Raw genomic sequence first — 21,153 nt, 5'->3', positions numbered from 1 at the left:
AGCACACCATGCTGATTTCTCTCGTGCTCGGCGGCATCGTCGGCGCGGTGCTCGGGCTGACCGGCGCAGGCGGCGGAATTCTCGCGGTGCCGGCGCTCGTCGTCGGGATGGGCTGGCCGATGCAGCAGGCCACGCCCGTCGCGCTCGTCGCGGTGGCCGGCAGCGCCGCGCTCGGCGCGCTCGAAGGCTTTCGCCGCGGGCTCGTGCGCTACCGCGCGGCGCTGCTGATGGCCGCGGCCGGCGTGCCGCTCACCACGCTCGGCGTGCGGCTCGCCCACATGCTGCCGCAGCGCGTGCTGCTCGCGCTGTTCGCGACGACGATGCTGGTCGTCGCCGGCCGCCTGCTGCGGCAGGCGCTGCGCACGCCGCACGGGGCCGCGCAGGCGTCGCCGCTGTGCGTCGGCCGTGTGAATCCCGATACCGGCCGGCTCGTCTGGTCGTGGCCCGCCGGGCTCGCGCTCGCGTCGACCGGCGCGGTGACAGGCCTGATGACGGGCCTGCTCGGCGTCGGCGGCGGCTTCGTGATCGTGCCGATGCTGCGCAAGTTCACCGACGTGTCGATGCACGGGATCGTCGCGACGTCGCTGATGGTGATCGCGCTGGTCGGCACGGGCGGCGTGTTCGCGACGCTCATGGCGGGCACGCATGCGCCGCTCGACGTGACGCTGTGGTTTACCGCGACCACCGCGCTGGGGATGGCGGCCGGGCGTGGCGTGTCGCGGCGGCTGTCTGCGCGGCATGTGCAGATCGGGTTCGCGGGCGCGCTCGTGTGTGTCGCGATCGGGTTGATGGTGAAGGCGGTGTTCGGGGTGTGAGCGGCATGACGCCCGGCGACCCGCTATCGGCGCCGGGCACATCGTCGATCAATCCCTTCGCGCCACTGCGCCGACGTAGTCATACACCGCCGCAGCCGGCAATCCAGGCAGCCTGTCCGCCAGCCCCGTCCCCGCTTCCCTGGTACATAGGCGGCAAAAATACGCCGCCGTGCTGCCGCCGGACCCATACCAAAAGAAATTGCGCGGCGGCACGTCACTGTCAAAAACAAAAACAAAACGGGCGGCCCCGTCGGAGAGGCCGCCCGTTCTCACGGTCGTATTCAGCGCAGCCGCGCGTCAGGCCAGCGCCGCCATCCTGCGCCGCTCCTGCCGCAGCATCACGACGTTCGCGATCACGACGCCGGCCGTCACCGCGAAGATGAGCAGCGTCGCGAGCGCGTTCATCTCCGGATTCAGGCCGAGCCGCACGCGCGAGAACACCACGAGCGGCAGCGTCGTCGAGCCGGGGCCCGACAGGAACGCCGACAGCACCAGGTCGTCGATCGACAGCGTGAACGACAACAGCCAGCCGGCGATCAGCGCCTGCGAGATCAGCGGCAGCGTGACCGCGAAGAACACCTTGAGCGGCGTCGCGCCGAGGTCGAGCGCGGCCTCCTCGAGCGACGGGTCCAGATCGCGGACGCGCGACTGCACGATGATCGCGACGTACGAGATGCACAGCATCACGTGGCCGAGCCAGATCGTGAAGATGCCGCGCTCGGCCGGCCAGCCGATCCACTTGCCGAGCTCGATGAACAGCAGCAGCAGCGAGATGCCCTGGATCACCTCGGGAATCACGAGCGGCGCGTTGATCATCCCGCTGAACAGCGCGAAACCGCGAAAACGCCCCATCCGCGCGAGCACGAAACCGGCCCACGTGCCGATCGCGACCGACGCGGTGGCGGTCATCAGGCCGATCTTCAGCGACAGCCATGCGGCGGTCAGCAGCTCGTCGTCGTCGACGAGCGCCGAGTACCAGCGGAACGAGAAGCCCGACCACACCGTCACGAGCTTCGACTCGTTGAACGAGTAGACGATCAGGCTCAGGATCGGGATGTACAGGAACGCGAAGCCGGCGGCGAGCGCCGCGAACTGCAGGTAACGATTCGGCTTCATGAACGGCGGCCCTCCTGCTCCTTCGCCTGGAAGTGCTGGAACATCGCCATCGGCACGAGCAGCAGCAGCACCATCGCGCAGGTCACGGCGGACGCCATCGGCCAGTCGGCGTTGTTGAAGAATTCATTCCACATCACGCGGCCGATCATCAGCGTGTTCGCGCCGCCGAGCAGTTCCGGAATCACGTACTCGCCCACCGCCGGGATGAACACCAGCAGGCAGCCCGCGATGATGCCGTTCTTCGACAGCGGCAGCGTGATCTGCACGAACGCCTTCCACGGCTTCGCGCCGAGGTCGTACGCGGCCTCGAGCAGGCGCAGGTCCATCTTCACGAGGTGCGCGTACAGCGGCATCACGAGGAACGGCAGGTACGAATAGACCATCCCGATGTAGACCGCGTAGTTCGTACGGTACAGCTCGATCGGCGTATGGATCAGGCCGATCCACATCAGGAAGTCGTTCAGCAGCCCGTTGTTCTTCAGGATGCCGATCCACGCGTACACGCGGATCAGGAACGACGTCCAGAACGGCAGCATCACGCCCATCATCAGGATGTTGCGGGTCGCCGGGTTCGAGCGCGCGATGTAGTACGCCATCGGATAGCCGATCAGCAGGCACAGCACCGTCGTGACGGCCGCGACCAGCACCGAGTTCACGTAGGTCGCGAAGTACAGGCTGTCGGTCAGCAGGAACGCGTAGTGCGACAGGTTCAGCGCGACGTGCACGACGCCGTCCGCATAGGTCGCGAGTTCCGAATACGGCGGGATGCCGAGCTGCAGCTCGGCGAAGCTGATCTTGACGACCAGCACGAACGGCACGAGGAAGAACAGCACGAGCCACGTGAACGGCCCGGCGACGACCGCGGTGCGGCCGGTCAGGTTGAAGCGCCGCACCGGCCAGTTGAGCAGGGACTTGAACGCGGTCATGACGTCAGCACCACCCCCGCCGACGCGCTCCAGCGCACGTAGATCTCGTCGCCGAGCGCGGGCGTCTCCAGCTCGGAGATCGCGAGGCTCGACACGTTCGCGATCACCGTCTTGCCCGCGTCGAGCTTCACGTGGTACAGCGAATAGCCGCCCATGTACGCGACGTTGGTGATCCGGCCGTGCGCCCAGTTGAACGCGCCCTCGGGCGGCTTGCGCGTGAGCGCGATGCGCTCGGGGCGCACCGACACCGTGACCGGCATGCCGAGCGGCCCGGTGATGCCGTGGTTCACGTACAGCCGGCTCGACAGGTCCGGCGACTCGATGAACACGTGATCGGGCTCGTCCTCGACGGTGACGCCGTCGAACAGGTTGGTCGAGCCGATGAACTCGGCCGAGAAGCGGGTGTTCGGATACTCGTAGACCTCGTTCGGCGAGCCGATCTGCACGATCTGCCCTTCGCTCATCACCGCGAGCCGGTTCGCCATCGTCATCGCCTCTTCCTGGTCGTGCGTGACCATGATGCAGGTGACGCCGACCTTGTTCAGGATGTTGACGAGCTCGATCTGCGTGCGCTGGCGGATCTGCTTGTCGAGCGCGGACATCGGCTCGTCGAGCAGCAGCAGCTTCGGGCGCTTGACGAGCGAGCGCGCGAGCGCGACGCGCTGCTGCTGGCCGCCCGACAGCTGGTGCGGCTTGCGCTTCGCGTACTTGCCCATCTGCACGAGCTCGAGCGCCGCATGCACGCGCTCCTTCAGCTCGGCCTTCGGCACGCCTTCCTGCTTGAGGCCGAACGCGACGTTCGATTCGACCGACATGTGCGGGAACAGCGCATACGACTGGAACATCATGTTCACGGGCCGCTTGTACGGCGGCATCTGCGCGAGATCCTCGCCGTCGATCAGGATCTTGCCCGACGTGACCGTCTCGAGGCCCGCGAGCATCCGCAGCAGCGTCGACTTGCCGCAGCCCGAGCTGCCGAGCAGCGCGAACAGTTCGCCCTTGCGCACCGTCAGGTTGACGCTGCGCACCGCTTCGGTCTCGCCGAATTTCTTGACGACGTCGATGATCTGGACAAAATTCTCGGCGCGCGTGTCGGCGCCGGACGAAGGAATGAAGGACGGCGCGCCCGCAACCGGCGCACTCGACTGGCTATTCATGATGTGCTGCTTCTCTCCTGCGTTTTGACGAACAAAGCCCCCGGGGGTACCAGGGGCTTCATGACTGCATGCGATGCTCCGGCTCGCGTCAGCGTCCCGACTTCAGCTCGGTCCACAGACGCGTCTGCAGGCGCTGGATCTCCGGCGGCAGCGGCTTGAGCAGGAACAGCGTCTTCACGACGTCGGCCGGCGGGTAGACGGCCGGGTCGTTCGCGACGTCAGGCCGCACGTACTTGCGCGCCTCGGCGTTCGCGCTCGGGTAGTAGACCGCGTTCGTGATCGCCGCGTGAACCTTCGGATCCTCGATGTAGTTGATCCACTGCAGCGCGGCGTCCTTGTTCTTCGCGTCCTTCGGGATCGCCATCACGTCGAACCAGACCGGTGCGCCGCCCTTCGGGATGTAGTACTCGACCTTGTACGGCTTCTTCGCTTCCATCGCGCGATGCTTCGCGATCACGACGTCGCCCGACCAGCCGAACGCGAAGCACAGGTCGCCGCCGACCAGGTCGTTGATGTAGCCCGACGAGTTGAACTGCGTGATGTACGGACGGATCTTCTTCAGCACGTCCATCGCGGCCTTGTAGTCGGCCGGGTTCGTGCTCATCGGGTCCTTGCCGATGTAGTGCAGCGTCGCCGCGAACATCTGGTCCGGCGCGTCGAGCACCGACACGCCGCATGCCTTCAGCTTCGAGATGTTCTCCGGCTTGAACAGGATGTCCCAGTTGTCGAGCGGCACCTTGCCGAGGATCTGCTGGGCCTTGTTCACGTTGTACGCGAGGCCGGTCGTGCCGTACGCCCAGGGCACCGAGAACTTGTTGCCCGGATCGGCGCCGGCGACGAGCGCCATCAGTTGCGGATCGAGATACTTGAGGTTCGGCAGCTTCGACTTGTCGAGCGGCGCGAAGATGCCGGCGGCGATCTGCTTGCCTGCGTAGTTGCTGGTCGGCACGACGATGTCGTAGCCCGAGCTGCCCGTCAGGAGCTTCGCCTGCAGCGTGTCGTCGCTGTCGTAGTTGTCGTAGCGGACCTTGACGCCGCTCTGCTTCTCGAAGTTCGGGATCGTGTCCTTCGCAATGTAGTCCGACCAGTTGTAGACATTGAGCTGCGTATCCTTCGCCGCCGCCGCCGATGCGCCCACGCACAGTGCGAGCGCTGCGAACCGGCCCACTACCTTTGCTTTCATCCCGTTCTCCCTCCGGCCGGACCCGCGCCCGGCTGCCTCGTCATGGCGGCGCATTCTGGCGCTCCGCCCCTCGAAAACCCCGAAAACTACCATCATTCGCGCTCCGTCACAAAAAAATCATGCCGGTGTCGCGCAAACGGAACAGATTCCCGCCGCCGGCCGATCCGGCCGCCCGTGCGGCGGAGCGTTCCGGGGGAAATTCTATCGGGTAATCGGCGGCTGTCCACCTGGAAAAACAGGCGGTGGCGAAACCGCCGCCGAGCGCCGGACGAACGGCTTGTCCGGCAGCGCGGCGCATGCTGCCGTTTCACAGGTGAAATCGCGACGCGCGTCGCGCGCCCGGCCCAGCCGCCAGGGCCGGCCCGCTGTTGGCCGCGGCCATCATCGACCGCTTGGCCGTACTGTCACGACGACGTACCGGGACAGCATGCCGGCCGCACCCGCCAGGCCACCCGGCTCCGATGCACTAAAATGACGACCCGACGATTCCACTGCGCCCCCTCCGATGGCCTCCAATCTCCACGACCTGCCCGACAGCCCCTGCATCGGCGTGTGTTCGACCCTCTTCGACGACGTCTGCAAGGGCTGCGGCCGCACAGCCGCCGAAGTCTCGAACTGGGTGTTCCTGAGCGACGACGAAAAACACGCGGTGTGGGAACGCATCACGCGCGAAGGCACGGCGATGCGCTTCCAGTACGACAAGCTGTAATAATTCCTCTCGCGCCGGCGCATGCCGACGCGATGCACACGGCCGGGCTCCCGCCTGTGCGCGTGCGAGCCGCTCGTCGGCCGACCGAACGCTGCGTATCGCGCGCAGCCGCGGCGTCGGCCGCGCGCCCCGCCTGGTTCCCTGCCTGCGTCGCCCCCCGCGCCCCAACGCGACAAACACGGCGACATTCGTTTCCCGTCATCCTTCCCGCCGCCGGCAAGCGCCATGGCCGGCATGACGCCGTGCGCCGGCAATCCCGACCGGCGATTGCCGACTGACGTGTCAAGGCCGCGTCATGCCCGATCTTCGAAATCATCCGCCGAGATCGAATCCATACCGCTTCATCTTTATTGAAGCTGAAAAGTATTTCATTTGACATTCGTAACGATCAAAACACCAGTTACTCCGAGACAAACCCGATTATTTTCACGAATAGAAATTTCAGATTCCATAAAAACAATCGTGAAAATTTGTACATGTCCGATTTCAATTTCAGAATCCAATTGATAAATTCCACCTCGCTCACCGGAAATATCGGCGGGTGAATTTCTCTCCATTAGTCAAAAATCCGGATCCCCCGAATCAAATTCGGAATTCCGGCTTATTACCTGGAACCCCTTCAAATGAAATTCATTAAGATGACGAACAAGATGTCCGGCCTCGTGACTGCGGGCCTGCTCGCGATGTGCAGCGCATCCGCGTTCGCCGAGTCGTTCGAAGTCAAGGTCACCGGCAAGATCAAGCCCGGCGCCTGCACGCCGACGCTCGCCGGCGGCGGCACGTTCGATTACGGACTCATCGGCACGGCTGAACTCAGCCCCACCGAGCCCACGCTGCTCACGATCCATTCGGATTCGATCACGATCACCTGCGACGCCGCCGCCCGCGTCGCACTGACGGCGCAGGACAATCGTGCCGGCACTGGCGCATTCTCCGGAAATATCAATTTCTTCGGCATGCCCAACTCAAACATCACGCAATTCGGTCTCGGCAAGGCCGGCGGCAAGAATATCGGCGCCTTTGCATTCCGGTTCAGAAAAAACTCGTTCCAGGCAGATGGCGTGGCTGTCGATTCGATTCATTCGAAAACCAGCGGCGCCACCTGGATCACGTCCGACGGAATCGCCGAAAGGACCGGAGGCTACGAGTCCTGGGCAGCGAAAGGCAAGTTGGTGCCGGTCGCGGCGAAGGTCTTCACCGGCACGCTCGACGTGCAGGCCGCCATCGACAAGACGTCGAATCTCGACGTGAGCCAGGAAATCAATCTCGACGGCCTCGCGACCGTCTCGCTCGTGTACCTGTAATTCCGGTACGCCTCTTTCCGTCGATAGTCTTTATCGCCTGACAGGCGTCGACTGTGCCGCCGCTTCGGCGAAGCGGCGGCACAACGCACGCTTGCGCCAACAGGTAGCCGATTCCATGAAATTCCCTGCGATCCATTCCCTGCGGTTGTCGTTGTTCGTCCCTCTCCTCGGTGGCCTGATCGGCGCGAACGCCGTACATGCAATGGGCGTCGTGCCCGATACGTCCGTGGTGATCGTCGACGAGGCCGATGGCGAAGGAACGATCTCGGTCAGAAACACCGACGACCAGCCGACGCTCCTTCATACGACGATCGAGCCCATTCCCGAAGACCCGGCCGAGCTCGTCATCGCGACGCCCCCGGTCGCGCGGGTCGAAGGCGGCGCTGCGCAACTCGTCCGGTTCGTACTCGCCGGAAACGAACCGCTCGCAACGCAGCGCCTCGCCCGCGTGACGTTCTCCGGCATTCCACCGAAGCGCCAGGGCCGGAACGAGATCCGGACGATCCTTCGCCAGAACCTGCCCGTCCTGGTCCAGCCGCGCGACCTCGAGCGCAACGATGCGCCGTGGGCGCTGCTGAAGTGGTCGATCGACGGCGGCGAACTGGTCGTGCGCAACGACAGCCGCTACGTGGTGCGCCTCGAACAGAAAGTGCAGTTGCTGCCGACGCAGCAGATCGTGTCGCTGCCGGCGCCTTACGTGCTGGCCGGACAGGCGCGCCGGATCGCGTTGCCCAGCGGCGCTGCCGCCATGCCCGAGCGCGTCCGCCTGTTTCCCGCCACGGTCTATGGCTACTCGGTCGATCACTACGACGCGCCGCTCGACCTCGGTACGGCCGGTGCGGTCACGCGCCGGTAAGCGCCGTGCGGCCGTTTCCGGACCTGCAACGGCGGGTGCCGCCCGTAACCGGGACGTACTGCTCGCGTTCGGGCTGTCCATCGCCGCAGGCAGCACACCATGCGCCGCCACCTCCGGCGCCGGCGGCGCCCCGCCCGACGCGCTCGAATTCGACACGGGCGCGCTGCGTGAGCAAGGCATCGACGCCACGGCCGCCCGCTACTTCGAGCACGCGCCACGCTTCGCACCCGGCACCGCGCCCGTCAGGCTGACGGTCAACGGCAGGCGCGCCGGTCGCGCCGATGCGCGGTTCGACGACAACGGAAACCTGTGTGCCACGCCCGCCCTGCTGCATGCGGCCGGCCTCGTCGTCCCCGATGCGTTCCGCGCTGCGGTCGCGCCGGCCGCGCGTCCCGACGCGGCCCCATGCCACGACTACCGGCGCGTCTATCCGCAGACGATCGTCACGCTGCGCCCGGCCGACGGCGCCATCGACCTCGTCGTGCCGGCCGACGCGCTCGCTGCGACCCGGCGCACGCCCGGCGCGTTCGAGCGCGGCGGCTTCGCGGGGCTCGTCAACTACGACCTGCTCGCGACGACGACGCGCAACCCCGCCGGCACATCGCAATACTGGCAGGCCACGACCGAAGCCGGGTTCAACGCGTCGGACTGGATCGTCCGCAGCAGCCAGATCGTCACGGCCGTGGACGGGCACGTCGACGTCAACCATCAGGCGGCCTACGCGCAGCGCACGTTCGCGTCGCTCGGCACGACGTTGCAGGCGGGACAGATCGTCCCGCGCTCGACGCTGTTCGCGACCGGCCGGATGTTCGGCCTGCAGGCGTTTCCCGACGAAGCGCTTGCCGTCGCGCCCGGGACGGCCGCACGGGTGACCGGGATCGCGCGTACGCAGGCGCGCGTCGAGGTGCGCCAGCTCGGCGTGCTGATTCACACGTCGCAGTTGCCGCCCGGCCCTTTTGCGCTGGGCGATCTGCCGCTCGTCAGCGGCACGGCGGATATTGACGTGACGATCGTCGAGGCAACGGGCGACGCGCAGCATTTCGTCGTGCCGGGATCGTCCCTGTCCGGCGCCGGGCTCGCCGCCGCGCAAGGGCTGGCGATCGCGGTCGGCCGCCTGCAGAACGACGGATACGCGCAGGCCCCGTGGCTCGCGACCGCCACCCACGGCTGGCAGATCCGGCAACGCGCCCGGCTGAACGCCGGCATCCTGGTGTCGTCGCCGTTGCAGTCGGGCGCTGCGAGCGTCGAATTCGTCCCGCTTGCCGGCGTCGATGCGGCCGTCGGCATCGACATCAGCCGTACCGCCGGTCGACGCGGCACCCAGGCCCGTGTCACCGTGGCGAGCAACCGCGACACGGCGCTGAGCGCCAGCGCGTCGTATGCACGGCGCACGTCCGGATACCGGGAGTTGACCGATGCCGTCCTCTCGACGGACGCATTCACGCCGCCCTCGCACACGCAATTCGCCGCCGCGCTCGGCTGGCACGATCGCGCGCTCGGCATGCTGTCGCTCGACTACACGTGTGTCGGGGTATTCGACGGCCCCGACATGCAACGCATCGCCGGCATGTGGACCCGTCCGTTCGGGCGCGGATCGATTTCGCTGAACGTAAGCCGTACGCTCGGCACCCGCGGCGCGGGCGGCACCCAGGTCTACGTCAGCGTGGCCGTGCCGGTCGGCCAGCGCAGCGTCGGCGCATACGCGAACGTCACGGGCGACTCGCTGCGCTCCGGCGCCCGCTATTCCGACACGTTCGGCCGCACCGGCAGCTACAGCGTCGCGGCCGACTACGACACCGCGAACCGTTCGCCGTCGCTACGCGCGACTGTCAGCGCCACGCCAGGCCATACGCGTGCGACCGTGAACGCCAGCCTCTACGGCGCCGGCCGTTCGACAATCGGTGTCAATCTGCGTGGCGCGGTCGCCCTGCTCGATGGCGTCGGCATGCTGTCGCCGTACGAGATTCGCGACACGTTTGCGCTCGCCAGCGTCGGCGATCGCGCCGGCATCGAACTCGCGACGCCGTCCGGCCCGGTCTGGACCGATCGGCGCGGCCGAGCCGTCATCGCATCGCTGCCCGCATACGCGCAGACGTTCATTCGGGTCAACACGAAAAGCCTGCCGCGCAACCTCGACCTGAAGAATGGGCTGCAGACCGTCGAAGCCGGACGCGGCTCGGTCAGCCGCGTCGAATTTGCCGTCGAGCAAACGCGACGCGTGCTGCTGACCGTGACGCAAGCGAACGGCGCGTTACTGCCGACGCTGTCGACCGTCATCGACGACGGCGACCGGTTCGTGACCGTCAGCGGAGGCGAAGGCAAGCTGCTGCTCACGGGCGCCCAACTGACCAAGCCGCTGCGAATCGCATTACCGAACGGGGAGCGCTGCCGCCTGACGTTCGCGCTGCCGGACGCGCCGCCCGTCGCGACGCGCTACTACGAACGGGCCGACGCGCGCTGCGCGTCATCGCTCGATCCCGCCACGGGCAGCACATAAAAAAAGCGGCACGCATACCGCCGTGCCGCCAACCCCAACTCTGTTCTTTTACGCGTTCAGAATTTCATCCCGACGCCCACGCCGACGATCAGCGGATCGATGTGCAGCGTGCCGATCGACTTGTCGCCGAGCGTCGCATCGGTACTCATCCAGATCTTCTTCACGTCGACGTTGACGAACACCTTCTTCGTCACCTGCACGTCGACGCCGAACTGCAGCGCGGGCCCGAAGCTGCTCTTCTCGATCGACACGCCCTGCCCGCCGACGTTGAGCCCGTTGTTGTAGAAGTACGTGTAGTTCAGGCCCGCGCCCACGTACGGACGCACCTTGCCGGCATGGTTGAAGTGGTACTGCAGCAGCAGCGTCGGCGGCAGCACGTTCACGCCGCCGAGGTCGCCGAGGCTCGACGTCGCCTGGTGCCGCGACGTGCCGAGGATCAGCTCGACGCCGAGATAGTCGCGAATCATGTACGTGAAATCGAGCTCGGGCACGATCGCGTTCTTCACGCCGACGTTGATCGCGCCCAGCGTGTCGCTGCCGCGCTCGTTCGGCTGGATGCTGATCGCGCGCAGCCGGGCCAGAAAGTCGCCCTGGTAAATGCCATCGCCCTGCGAAGCGGCGTGCGACAGTGTCGGCATCGCGGCGAGGCTCGCGGCACATGCCGCGGCAGTCATACAGTTTCGAATCGTCTTGTGCATCATCTTACGAACCCCCTAGGAACGGCCTCCATTCTGTCGGCAGGGTCTTTCCCTCATCTTGATATTCGTCAAGCCAGCGTAAACGTGGGGCGGTTTGTCGCAGCGTCGGTCGCACGGCCCGTGAGCAGCAGGTCGAGCAAATCCCGCACGCTGCGGATCGCGCGGCCGAACGGCAGCGCCTCGCGGCCGCGGAAGAACAGGCCGTTCGCGACGTCGCCGCGTAACGCCGCGGCAAGGCGCGTATCGATGCAGAAGTGGCCGAACTTCTCGATGCCGTCGCGCAAGCCGCATACGCTCAGGCATTCGAGCGCGGTCGGACAGCGCTGCTTCAGCGCGCCGAGCTTGTTGCGGATGCGCGTCTCGTTGCGCAGGTAACGATCGAGCCACGGCGTCTTCACCGCGCGCGCCGGCAGGCCCGTCACGCTGACGAACTCGACGATGTCGTCGGGGCCCGCATCGGCGAGCACGCGCTTGAAGTTCGGATGCGCGTCGCCCTCCTCGGTGACCGCGAACGGCGTGCCGACCTGCACGGCGTTCGCGCCGGCGGCGAGCGCGTCGCGCACCGCCGCGTGACTGTTGATGCCGCCCGCGACGATCAGCGGTATTCGCTCGCGCGCGAGGCCGAGCGACGCGATCACCTGCGCACTCTCGTCGAGCACGCGCGCGAAGTCGAAGCGTGGGTCGTGCATGTCGTCGAGCTGCGTGACGCCGAGATGGCCGCCCGCATGCGCGGGATGCTCGATCACGATCGCGTCCGGCAGCCGCCCCTTCTTCATCCACTTCTTCAGCACGAGCGCGATGCCGCGGCTGTCCGACAGGATCGGGATCAGCGCGATGTCATGGCCGTGCGTCAGGTCCGGCAGGTCGAGCGGCAGGCCCGCGCCCATCACGATCGCGTCCGCGCCGTGCTCGCATGCGACACGCACGTAGTCCGCGTGCGCGCTGACCGCCTTCATCACGTTGACGGCGATCATTCCGCGCCCGTCGCTGTAGGTCTTCGCAAGACGAATCTCGCGCGCGAGCGCGTCGAGATTCGCGGCCTCGAGCGTGGCGCGCACCGGCTGCGCACGGCAGCGTTCGAGCAGGTCCGCATGGTGATGGCGCAGGTCGATGCTCGCGATCGTGCCGAGCGCGCCTTCGCGCGCGACGCTGCCGGCCAGCCGGTGTGCGGAGACCCCGACGCCCATGCCGCCCTGCACGACCGGCAGCAATGAACGGCCGCGAATCACGAGCGGCGGGAAGGAAGTGCGGGCAGACATCGGGGACCTCGTCGAACCATCGGAAGCTGCGATGATCGACGATTGGCCGGCGCGCGCCTTGCGCGGCATCAATAAAAACGGCACGCGCAAGGCGTGCCGTTTCGTGTAGCGCGCGTTGCCGCCGCTCAGGCCGTCTTCTGCGGCTTGAGCTGCATTGACTTGTATTCGAGGTATTCCTCGAGCCCGTACACACCGTTCTCGCGGCCGTGGCCCGACTGCTTGAAGCCGCCGAACGGCGCGGCCATGTTCCACGTGCCGCCGTTGATGTCGACCTGCCCGGTGCGAATGCGCCGCGCGACGCGCATCGCGTGCTCGTCGCTGCCGGCCCACACCGCGCCGCCGAGGCCGTACGGCGAGTCGTTCGCGATGCGCACCGCTTCGTCCTCGTCGCGATAGGTGATGATCGACAGCACCGGCCCGAAGATCTCCTCCTGCGCGATCGTCGATTTCGGATCGACGCGCCCGAACACGGTCGGCTTCACGAAGAAGCCCTTGTCGATGCCGTCCGGCAGGCCGACGCCGCCCGTCACGAGCTCCGCGCCTTCGTCGATGCCGCGCTGGATGTACGACTGCACGCGCTGCTGCTGCGCCGCCGACGCGAGCGCGCCGAGACGCGTCGCATCCTGCCGCGGGTCGCCCGCGACGTACGCTTCGGCCGCGGTCTTCGCGAGCGCGCGCGCTTCGTCGTAGCGGGCTTCCGGCACGAGCATCCGGGTGTGCGCGGAACAGGTCTGGCCGGCGTTCAGGTAGCACGCGTTGACCGTGCCCTTCACCGCCGCCGTGAAATCGGCATCGTCGAGGATCACCGACGCCGACTTGCCGCCCAGCTCGAGCGCGACGCGCTTGACGCTCGCGGCGGCCAGCTCGGCCACGCGCTTGCCGGCGCGGGTCGAGCCGGTGAACGACACCATGTCGATGTCGGGATCGGTCGCGAGCACTTCGCCGACCACCGGCCCGTAGCCGCACACGAGGTTGAACACGCCGGCCGGCAGCCCCGCTTCATGAATCGCCTCGGCGAGCATGAACGCGTTGAGCGGCGCGATCTCCGACGGCTTGAGGACTACCGTGCAACCGGCCGCAAGCGCCGGCGCGACTTTCAGCGTGACCTGGTTGAGCGGGTAGTTCCACGGCGTGATCGCCGCGACGACGCCGACCGGTTCGCGCACGACGAGCGAGTTGTCGACCCGCGCCTCGAATTCGAACGACGCGGCGAGCTTCGCGTACGCGTTCCAGTTGTAGATCGGGCCGCCCACCTGAATCGCGCGCGACAGCTTGATCGGCATGCCGACCTCGCCCGTGATCGATTGAGCGAGTTCCTCGCCGCGTGCCTGCAGGCGCTCGGCAATCTTGCGCAGGTAGGCGGCGCGCGTCGCGGGCGGGGTGGCCGCCCAGCCGTCGAACGCGGCGCGCGCGGCGCGCACGGCCGCTTGCGCATCGGCCGGCTGGCCCTCCGGAATCCGGCCGATCACGGCCTCGGTGCCCGAGTCGATCACGTCGATCGTGCCGTCGCCCGTCGGCTCGCGCCAAGCGCCGTCGATATAGAACTTGTCGTAGGTTTTCATCGTCGTGTTCCGTCTCCATGGAAGCGAACATTCTAGCGAGTGCGTGCCCGCCCGGCATGGCGCCGGGCCGCACGCGAAGTGACGCGCCGCGCAAGCTTCGCCGGCGCGGCGATTGACAGCCATTCGAAAGCAAACCAGCCTCGGGCGCCGCATTGATCATACAAAAGGGAACGTCTTGAGCGCCACGACGCGCACGACACGCCGAAAGCCCCCAGTGCGGCCTGCCGCTCCTTTCACCCCAGCATCGGCCCGGGTGCGCGACCGGGCCTGCATCGTGCTATGTTTTTATTATCGGCACCGGGCCCTTGCGCCCGGCCGCCATCCGGAATCGATGCATTTCGCGAGCGCTGCCATGACCGACGCCTGCCCCACCCTCGGCTCCCACGACCGCCTGGAGCTGCTCTGCTGGCTCACCTGCGGCAATCTCGGCGCGTACTACCTGAACGAGACCTGGCCGGACGCCGCGTTCCAGGTGCAGGCCGCGCATCGCTGGCTCGATCGCCACCACCGCGCGGCCGACTGGCTGTCGATCGCGAAGCTGTCCGCGCTCGCGCAAGACATCGCGAAGCGCCATGCCGGCTTCGTCGACGCGGCCTGGGCGCGCGACGCGGTCGAGGAGATCGTCGACACCGACGACCTGAACTATCAGGCGCGGCTCGTGCAATGGGTGTACGAAGACTGCTGCAAGGCGCTCGCGGACCAGCGGCTCGCCGATTGACTGACGCCACGGGCCGCCGCGCGTCAGGTGCCGCACGCGTGGATCAGGAACTGCTGCAGCGCCAGCGCCGGCCCGGCTAGCGTGCCCTTCTTCCGCCAGATCATGCCCGCGTCCATTTGCGGGATCGCGTCGTGCACCGGCCGCGCCTCGATGCGCTTGCCTTCGAGCGACCACGGGCGAAACACCATGTCCGACAGGATCGTCACGCCGAAGCCGTGCGCGACGAGCCCGCGCAGCGCCTCCATCGACGACGTGCGAAACGCGATGTTCGGCGCGACGCCCACCTCGCGCCAGTACCGTAGCGTCGACTGCTCGCCCTCGTCGACGGTGATCAGGATGTACGGATAGCCGGCGATATCCGCGAGCGACGGCGCGCGCAGCTGCGCGAGCGGATGCGACGGCGCGACCCACAACTGCCGCCGCGACCGGATCAGCACCTGGCTGTCGAACCGGGCCGGCCGCGCCACGTTCGACAGCAGCACGACCCCCATGTCGATCTCGCCGTCGAGCACCGCTGCCTCGATGTCCGCCCGTTCCATGTCGCGCAGGTCGAACTCGATGTACGGATAGGTCGTCCGAAAGCGCGCGAGCAGCTCCGGCAGGAAATAGCCCAGCACCGTGTACGACGCCGCGATCCGCACCGTGCCGCGCAGGTCGTGCGAGCGGAACGGCGGCTTGTGCACGGCATCGCGCGCGGCATCCAGCACGCGCCGCGCGTGGTTGTAGAAATCCTGGCCGTCCGGCGTCAGCGCGACGCCTTGCGGCAATCGCTCGAACAACCGCATGCCGAGCCCGTTTTCCAGCGCAAGCACCGCGTTCGTGATCGCCGACTGCGATACGTGCTCGTTGGCGGCCGCCATCGAGAATTGCCCGGTTTGAGCAGCGGCCACGAAGTACCGCAACTGCCGGAGCGTGAGATCGAATGCCATCTGTTTTTCGCATACCAGAGTTTGCTATTTGTGATTTTACGATAGCAAATCGGCTTCCTATACTCGCCGAAAAAGACAGTACACCGGAGACAGATCGCCATGAACGCCCCCGCCCCGAGCGTCGCTGCCGAGCCGCACGACGCCGCCGTCACCCTCGACGACAAGTACACGCTGGAAAAAGGCCGTGTCTACATCAGCGGCACGCAGGCCCTCGTGCGGCTGCCGATGCTGCAGAAGGCGCGCGACCGCAACGCCGGGCTCAACACCGCCGGGTTCATTTCCGGCTACCGCGGCTCCCCGCTGGGCGCGCTCGACCAGTCGCTATGGAAGGCGAAGCAGCACCTGGAATCGAACGACATCGTGTTCCAGCCCGGCGTCAACGAGGATCTGGCCGCGACGGCCGTCTGGGGCACGCAGCAGATCAACCTGTGGCCGGGCGCCACGCGCGACGGCGTGTTCGGCATGTGGTACGGCAAGGGGCCGGGCGTCGACCGCACCGGCGACGTGTTCAAGCACGCGAACTCCGCGGGCAGCGACGCGCGCGGCGGCGTGCTCGTCCTCGCCGGCGACGACCACGCGGCCAAATCGTCGTCGGTCGCGCACCAGTCCGAGCATGCGTTCATCGCGGCCGGCATGCCCGTGCTGTATCCGGCGAACGTGCAGGAATACCTCGACTACGGGCTGCACGGCTGGGCGATGAGCCGCTACTCGGGCCTGTGGGTCGCGATGAAGTGCGTGACCGACGTGATCGAATCGACCGCGTCGGTCGACCTCGATCCGGACCGGGTGCAGATCGTCACGCCCGCCGACCATGCGCTGCCGCCGGGCGGCCTCAACATCCGCTGGCCCGACTCGCCGCTCGCGCAGGAAGCGCGGCTGCTCGACGAGAAATGGTATGCGGCGCTCGCCTACGTGCGCGCCAACAAGCTGAACCGCGTCGTCGTCGATTCGCCGACGCCGCGCTTCGGCATCATGACGGCGGGCAAGGCCTACCTCGACGTGCGCCAGGCGCTCAGCGACCTGGGCCTCGACGACGAGGTCTGCGCGCAAATCGGCGTGCGCGTGCTCAAAGTGGGCTGCGTATGGCCGCTGGACGCGCAGGATGCGCGCGCGTTCGCGACCGGCCTCGAGGAGATCCTGGTCGTCGAGGAAAAGCGGCAGATTCTCGAATATGCGCTGAAGGAAGAGCTGTACAACTGGCGCGAGGACGTGCGCCCGAAGATCTACGGCAAGTTCGACGAGCGCGAGAACGAAGGCGGCGAAGGCGGCGAATGGTCGGTGCCGCGCGGCAACTGGCTGCTGCCCGCGCATTACGAGCTGTCGCCCGCGCTGATCGCGAAAGCGATCGCGCGGCGCCTGATGCGCGCCGACCTGCCCGCGGACGTGCGGGCGCGCATGCTCGCGCGGGTCGCCGTGATCGAGGCGAAGGAACGGGAAGCGGCGAAGCCGCGCGTGTCGGTCGAGCGCAAGCCGTGGTTCTGCTCGGGCTGCCCGCACAACACGTCCACCCGCGTGCCGGAAGGCTCGCGCGCGCTGGCGGGCATCGGCTGCCACTACATGTCGATGTGGATGGACCGCAATACCGAAACTTTCAGCCAGATGGGCGGCGAAGGCGTCGCATGGATCGGCCAGATGCGCTTCTCCGGCGACCGGCACATCTTCGTCAACCTCGGTGACGGCACCTACTTTCACTCCGGGCTGCTCGCGATCCGCGCGGCGATCGCCGCGAACGCGACCATCACGTACAAGATCCTCTATAACGACGCCGTCGCGATGACGGGCGGCCAGCCCGTCGACGGCGTGCTGACCGTCCCGCAGATCGCCCACCAGGTCCACGCGGAAGGCGCGAAGCAGATCGTCATCGTGACCGACGAGCCGCAGAAATACGCGGCGGGCGTCGTGCTGCCGGCAGGCGTCGAGGTTCATCATCGCGACGAGCTGGATGCGATCCAGCGCAAGCTGCGCGACACGCCGGGCACCACCATCCTGATCTACGACCAGACCTGCGCGACCGAGAAGCGCCGCCGCCGCAAGCGCGGCACCTATCCCGACCCGGCGCGGCGCGCGTTCATCAACGACGCGGTGTGCGAAGGCTGCGGCGATTGCTCGGTGCAGTCGAACTGCCTGTCCGTGGAGCCGCTGCCGACGCCGCTCGGCACCAAGCGCAAGATCAACCAGTCGTCCTGCAACAAGGACTTCTCGTGCGTGAACGGCTTCTGCCCGAGTTTCGTGATCGCCGAAGGCGCGCAGCTTCGCAAGCCGCAAGCTGCGCGCGCCGCCGGCTCGAGCGGGCCGGATGTCGACGGGCTGCCAATGCCGGCGCTGCCCGCTATCGCGAAGCCGTATGGCGTGCTCGTCACGGGCGTCGGCGGCACGGGCGTCGTGACGATCGGCGGCCTGATCGGGATGGCCGCGCACCTCGAGCGCAAGGGCGTGACCGTGCTCGACATGGCGGGCCTCGCGCAGAAAGGCGGCGCCGTGCTGAGCCACGTGCAGATCGCCGCCGCGCCCGACGCGCTGCATGCGACCCGCATCGCGACCGGCGAAGCGCGGCTCGTGATCGGCTGCGACGCGATCGTGTCGGCGTCCGCCGACGTGCTGTCGCGCACGCAGCACGGCGTGACGGTGGCCGCGATCAACAGCGGCGAGACGCCCACCGCGGAGTTCGTCAAGAATCCGAAATGGACGTTCCCGGGCGTGCAGACAGAAGCCGCGCTGCTCGACAGCATCGGCGACGGCTGCGCATTCATCGACGCCAATGCGCTGGCGCTCGCGCTGCTCGGCGACACGATCTACAGCAACCCGCTGCTGCTCGGCTTCGCGTGGCAGAATGGCTGGCTGCCGCTCGGGCTGCCGGCGCTGCTGCGCGCGATCGAGCTCAATGGCGTATCCGTCGACAAGAACCGGCTCGCGTTCCATTGGGGCCGCCACGTCGCGCATCACGGCGCCGCGTCGGTTCAGGCATTCGCCCGGCCCGCTGCCGCACCGCAGGCAGCAGCCGCGCCGGTTGCCGAATCGCTCGACACGCTGATCGCCACGCGGGAGGCGCTGCTGACCGCCTATCAGAACGCGGGCTACGCGCAGGCCTATCGACGCACCGTTGACCGGATCCGCGCGAAGGAGGCGCAGCTCGCCGGAGATCCGGCGCTGCCGCTGACGCGCGCGGTCGCCGCGAACCTCGCGAAGCTGATGGCGTACAAGGACGAATACGAAGTCGCCCGCCTGTATGCGGATCCGGCCTATCTCGACAAGCTGCGGCAGCAGTTCGAAGGCGAACCGGGGCGCGACTACACGCTGAGCTTCCATCTCGCGCCGCCGATGTTCGCGAAGCGCGACGAACACGGCCATCTGCGCAAGGCACGCTTCGGCCCGTGGGTGCTGCCGGCGTTCCGGATGCTCGCCCGCCTGAAGGGGCTGCGCGGCACGTCGCTGGACCTGTTCGGCAAGACGGCGGAACGGCGCGGCGAGCGGCAGATGATCGCCGATTATGTCGCGCTGGTTGACGAGTTCTGCGCGACGCTCGATACAGAGCGCCTGCCTGCGGCCGTTCAATTGGCAAGCCTGCCTGACGAGATTCGCGGGTTCGGCCACGTGAAGGAAAGGAATGCCGCGGTGGTCGCGAGCAAGCGGGCGCGCCTGCTCGACGCGTATCGGAAGCCGGTGGAACAAGCGGTCACGGCGTGATTCTGCGGCCGCCCTCGCGGCCCAATACGACAAAAAGCCCATCCGGGGACACCCCGGATGGGCTTTTTTCGATACGCGGGCCCGGAACGGCGGCCCGCAGACCTTACACCTGCCCCTGGCTCGCGAGGAAGTCCTCGTAATTCCCGCCGAAGTCGGTCAGCGTGCCATGCGTGGTCACTTCGATGATCCGGTTGGCCAGCCCGCTGACGAATTCACGGTCGTGCGAAACAAAGATCAGCGTGCCTTCGAACTTCTCGAGCGCGATCTGCAGCGACTCGATCGACTCCATGTCCATGTGGTTGGTCGGCTCGTCCATCAGCAGCACGTTGTGGCGGCCAAGCATCAGCTTGCCCCAGATCATGCGGCCCTTCTCGCCGCCCGACAGCACCTTCACCGACTTCTTGATGTCGTCAGCCGAGAACAGCAGGCGGCCGAGCGTGCCACGCACCATCGTCTCGTCGTCGCCGTCCTTGCGGTACTGGTCGATCCAGTCCATCAGCGCGATGTCGTTCGGGAACTCCTCGTAGGTGTCCTGCGGCATGTAGCCGACGTTCGCGTTCTCCGACCACTTCACCGTGCCGTGATCGAGCGTCAGGTTGCCCAGCAGCGCACGCAGCAGCGTCGTCTTGCCCGCGCCGTTCTCGCCGATGATCGCGATGCGCTCGCCCGGCTGCACCGACAGGTTGAAGTTCTGGAAGATCGTGCGCTCGTACTTCTTCGTGATCGTGTCGGCGACCACGGCGATGTTGTGCAGCTTCTTCTCGAACTCGAAGCGGATGAACGGGTTCTGCCGCGACGACGGCTTGAATTCCTCGATCTTGATCTTGTCGATCTGCTTTGCGCGGCTGGTCGCCTGGCGGGCCTTCGACTTGTTCGCCGAGAAGCGGCGCACGAAGTCCTGCAGCTCGGCCACGCGCTCCTTCGCGCGCGCGTTCGCGGCGGCCTGGCGCTCGCGCGCCTGCGCGGACGCGAGCATGTAGTCGTCGTAGTTGCCCGGCCAGACCTTCAGCGTGCCGTAGTCCATGTCGGCCATGTGCGTGCACACGGAGTTCAGGAAGTGACGATCGTGCGAGATGATGATCATCGTCGAGTTGTAGCCGTTCAGCGTTTCTTCGAGCCAACGGATCGAGTTGATGTCGAGGTTGTTGGTCGGCTCGTCGAGCAGCAGCACGTCCGGCTTCGAGAACAGCGCCTGCGCGAGCAGCACGCGCAGCTTCCAGCCCGGCGCGACGTCGCTCATGGGGCCGGTGTGGAATTTCTCGTCGATGCCGATGCCGAGCAGCAGCGCGCCCGCGCGCGCCTCGGCGTCGTAGCCGCCGTACTCGGCGAACTTCGCCTCGAGCTCGGCGGCGTGCATGTAGTCGTCATCGGTCGCTTCGGGGTTCGCGTAGATCGCGTCGCGCTCGGTCATCGCGGCCCACATCTCGGTGTGGCCCATCATGACGACGTCGAGCACGCGCACGTCTTCGTACGCGAACTGGTCCTGGCGCAGCTTGCCGAGGCGGATGTTCGGCTCGAGCGCGACGTTGCCGCCGCTCGGCTCGAGGTCACCGCCCAGGATCTTCATGAACGTCGACTTGCCGCAGCCGTTCGCGCCAATCAGACCATAGCGGTTGCCCTCGCCGAATTTGACCGAGATGTTCTCGAACAGGGGCTTCGGCCCGAATTGCATCGTGATGTTGGCAGTAGAAAGCACGGCAGATCCCGTTAGGAGATAGATCGACGGAAAACCGGCTATTT

Annotated in this window: 17 protein-coding genes; 7 read left to right on the top strand and 10 right to left on the bottom strand. The window is 67.0% G+C overall.

The features are described 5' to 3' along the window. Positions 1-8: 8 nt before the first annotated feature. The gene (locus ABFO07_RS09985) at positions 9-815 is read left to right on the top strand and encodes a sulfite exporter TauE/SafE family protein (protein ID WP_059561939.1); all 807 of its coding nucleotides are present in this window, start codon (positions 9-11) and stop codon (positions 813-815) included. A 297-nt stretch (positions 816-1,112) separates the two neighbouring features. Here ABFO07_RS09985 and ABFO07_RS09980 read toward each other — a convergent pair whose 3' ends face one another. From ABFO07_RS09980 to ABFO07_RS09965, 4 genes are all read right to left on the bottom strand, one after another. After that, complete coding sequence (locus ABFO07_RS09980) at positions 1,113-1,931, bottom strand: ABC transporter permease subunit (RefSeq protein WP_347467050.1); 819 nt, start codon at positions 1,929-1,931, stop codon at positions 1,113-1,115. Beyond that, on the bottom strand, positions 1,928-2,857 hold the full coding sequence (locus tag ABFO07_RS09975; protein WP_059561946.1) for an ABC transporter permease subunit: 930 nt from the start codon (positions 2,855-2,857) through the stop codon (positions 1,928-1,930). Before ABFO07_RS09975 ends, ABFO07_RS09980 begins: the two co-directional genes overlap by 4 nt. Then, positions 2,854-4,014: an ABC transporter ATP-binding protein gene (locus tag ABFO07_RS09970; RefSeq protein ID WP_059801434.1), complete on the bottom strand. Its 1,161-nt coding sequence runs from the start codon at positions 4,012-4,014 to the stop codon at positions 2,854-2,856. Before ABFO07_RS09970 ends, ABFO07_RS09975 begins: the two co-directional genes overlap by 4 nt. A gap of 88 nt (positions 4,015-4,102) precedes the next feature. Continuing rightward, the gene (locus tag ABFO07_RS09965) at positions 4,103-5,197 is read right to left on the bottom strand and encodes a polyamine ABC transporter substrate-binding protein (RefSeq protein ID WP_059562062.1); all 1,095 of its coding nucleotides are present in this window, start codon (positions 5,195-5,197) and stop codon (positions 4,103-4,105) included. A 505-nt stretch (positions 5,198-5,702) separates the two neighbouring features. On the opposite strand from ABFO07_RS09965, the gene ABFO07_RS09960 reads away from it, so the two are divergent. Continuing rightward, positions 5,703-5,906: a DUF1289 domain-containing protein gene (locus tag ABFO07_RS09960; RefSeq protein WP_059561951.1), complete on the top strand. Its 204-nt coding sequence runs from the start codon at positions 5,703-5,705 to the stop codon at positions 5,904-5,906. A gap of 368 nt (positions 5,907-6,274) precedes the next feature. Here the strand turns inward: ABFO07_RS09960 and ABFO07_RS09955 are convergent, their stop codons facing one another. After that, positions 6,275-6,463, bottom strand: a complete 189-nt coding sequence (locus tag ABFO07_RS09955) for a hypothetical protein (RefSeq protein ID WP_124483251.1) — start codon at positions 6,461-6,463, stop codon at positions 6,275-6,277. Positions 6,464-6,544: 81 nt separating this feature from the next. Here ABFO07_RS09955 and ABFO07_RS09950 point away from each other — a divergent pair, with 81 nt between their 5' ends. From ABFO07_RS09950 to ABFO07_RS09940, 3 genes are all read left to right on the top strand, one after another. Continuing rightward, complete coding sequence (locus ABFO07_RS09950) at positions 6,545-7,210, top strand: DUF1120 domain-containing protein (protein ID WP_230948356.1); 666 nt, start codon at positions 6,545-6,547, stop codon at positions 7,208-7,210. Between the two features lie 115 nt (positions 7,211-7,325). Continuing rightward, positions 7,326-8,066 (top strand): fimbria/pilus chaperone family protein, encoded by a 741-nt coding sequence (locus ABFO07_RS09945; RefSeq protein ID WP_059923804.1) that lies wholly within the window; start codon positions 7,326-7,328, stop codon positions 8,064-8,066. After that, a complete protein-coding gene (locus ABFO07_RS09940) occupies positions 8,047-10,563 on the top strand; it encodes a fimbria/pilus outer membrane usher protein (protein WP_347467047.1) in 2,517 nt (838 codons plus the stop codon). The genes ABFO07_RS09945 and ABFO07_RS09940 overlap by 20 nt, the downstream gene beginning before the upstream one ends. A 56-nt stretch (positions 10,564-10,619) precedes the next feature. On the opposite strand, the gene ABFO07_RS09935 is transcribed toward ABFO07_RS09940, so the two are convergent. The 3 genes from ABFO07_RS09935 to ABFO07_RS09925 form a co-directional block, all read right to left on the bottom strand. Further along, on the bottom strand, positions 10,620-11,264 hold the full coding sequence (locus ABFO07_RS09935; protein ID WP_124483256.1) for an OmpW/AlkL family protein: 645 nt from the start codon (positions 11,262-11,264) through the stop codon (positions 10,620-10,622). Between the two features lie 65 nt (positions 11,265-11,329). Beyond that, positions 11,330-12,520 carry an NAD(P)H-dependent flavin oxidoreductase gene (locus ABFO07_RS09930; protein ID WP_059881787.1) on the bottom strand — a complete coding sequence of 397 codons (1,191 nt, stop codon included), beginning with the start codon at positions 12,518-12,520 and terminating at the stop codon, positions 11,330-11,332. A 125-nt stretch (positions 12,521-12,645) separates the two neighbouring features. Beyond that, positions 12,646-14,082, bottom strand: a complete 1,437-nt coding sequence (locus tag ABFO07_RS09925; RefSeq protein WP_059909194.1) for an aldehyde dehydrogenase family protein — start codon at positions 14,080-14,082, stop codon at positions 12,646-12,648. A 352-nt stretch (positions 14,083-14,434) separates the two neighbouring features. On the opposite strand from ABFO07_RS09925, the gene ABFO07_RS09920 reads away from it, so the two are divergent. Next, positions 14,435-14,800, top strand: coding sequence for a hypothetical protein (locus ABFO07_RS09920; protein ID WP_059881783.1), 366 nt, complete (start codon positions 14,435-14,437; stop codon positions 14,798-14,800). 23 nt (positions 14,801-14,823) lie between these two features. On the opposite strand, the gene ABFO07_RS09915 is transcribed toward ABFO07_RS09920, so the two are convergent. Then, entirely contained in the window at positions 14,824-15,729 is a 906-nt protein-coding gene (locus ABFO07_RS09915) for a LysR family transcriptional regulator (protein WP_059994394.1), read from the bottom strand. 99 nt (positions 15,730-15,828) lie between these two features. Here ABFO07_RS09915 and ABFO07_RS09910 point away from each other — a divergent pair, with 99 nt between their 5' ends. After that, entirely contained in the window at positions 15,829-19,413 is a 3,585-nt protein-coding gene (locus tag ABFO07_RS09910; RefSeq protein ID WP_060017991.1) for an indolepyruvate ferredoxin oxidoreductase family protein, read from the top strand. A gap of 103 nt (positions 19,414-19,516) precedes the next feature. On the opposite strand, the gene ABFO07_RS09905 is transcribed toward ABFO07_RS09910, so the two are convergent. Next, the gene (locus ABFO07_RS09905) at positions 19,517-21,109 is read right to left on the bottom strand and encodes an ABC-F family ATPase (RefSeq protein ID WP_060017992.1); all 1,593 of its coding nucleotides are present in this window, start codon (positions 21,107-21,109) and stop codon (positions 19,517-19,519) included. Positions 21,110-21,153 lie beyond the last annotated feature (44 nt).

This window comes from Burkholderia stagnalis, assembly GCF_039848545.1.
GTDB classification, from domain to species: domain Bacteria; phylum Pseudomonadota; class Gammaproteobacteria; order Burkholderiales; family Burkholderiaceae; genus Burkholderia; species Burkholderia stagnalis.
This window is presented reverse-complemented; position numbering and strand designations above follow the sequence as displayed.

Excerpts from the sequence above, each read along its gene's own strand:
- ABFO07_RS09955 (WP_124483251.1), bottom strand. The coding sequence starts at position 6,463 with ATGGAGAGAAATTCACCCGCCGATATTTCCGGTGAGCGAGGTGGAATT.
- ABFO07_RS09915 (WP_059994394.1), bottom strand. The coding sequence starts at position 15,729 with ATGGCATTCGATCTCACGCTCCGGCAGTTGCGGTACTTCGTGGCCGCT.
- ABFO07_RS09985 (WP_059561939.1), top strand. The coding sequence starts at position 9 with ATGCTGATTTCTCTCGTGCTCGGCGGCATCGTCGGCGCGGTGCTCGGG.
- ABFO07_RS09950 (WP_230948356.1), top strand. The coding sequence starts at position 6,545 with ATGACGAACAAGATGTCCGGCCTCGTGACTGCGGGCCTGCTCGCGATG.
- ABFO07_RS09945 (WP_059923804.1), top strand. The coding sequence starts at position 7,326 with ATGAAATTCCCTGCGATCCATTCCCTGCGGTTGTCGTTGTTCGTCCCT.
- ABFO07_RS09930 (WP_059881787.1), bottom strand. The coding sequence starts at position 12,520 with ATGTCTGCCCGCACTTCCTTCCCGCCGCTCGTGATTCGCGGCCGTTCA.
- ABFO07_RS09965 (WP_059562062.1), bottom strand. The coding sequence starts at position 5,197 with ATGAAAGCAAAGGTAGTGGGCCGGTTCGCAGCGCTCGCACTGTGCGTG.
- ABFO07_RS09970 (WP_059801434.1), bottom strand. The coding sequence starts at position 4,014 with ATGAATAGCCAGTCGAGTGCGCCGGTTGCGGGCGCGCCGTCCTTCATT.
- ABFO07_RS09975 (WP_059561946.1), bottom strand. The coding sequence starts at position 2,857 with ATGACCGCGTTCAAGTCCCTGCTCAACTGGCCGGTGCGGCGCTTCAAC.
- ABFO07_RS09935 (WP_124483256.1), bottom strand. The coding sequence starts at position 11,264 with ATGATGCACAAGACGATTCGAAACTGTATGACTGCCGCGGCATGTGCC.
- ABFO07_RS09960 (WP_059561951.1), top strand. The coding sequence starts at position 5,703 with ATGGCCTCCAATCTCCACGACCTGCCCGACAGCCCCTGCATCGGCGTG.
- ABFO07_RS09910 (WP_060017991.1), top strand. The coding sequence starts at position 15,829 with ATGAACGCCCCCGCCCCGAGCGTCGCTGCCGAGCCGCACGACGCCGCC.
- ABFO07_RS09920 (WP_059881783.1), top strand. The coding sequence starts at position 14,435 with ATGACCGACGCCTGCCCCACCCTCGGCTCCCACGACCGCCTGGAGCTG.
- ABFO07_RS09925 (WP_059909194.1), bottom strand. The coding sequence starts at position 14,082 with ATGAAAACCTACGACAAGTTCTATATCGACGGCGCTTGGCGCGAGCCG.
- ABFO07_RS09980 (WP_347467050.1), bottom strand. The coding sequence starts at position 1,931 with ATGAAGCCGAATCGTTACCTGCAGTTCGCGGCGCTCGCCGCCGGCTTC.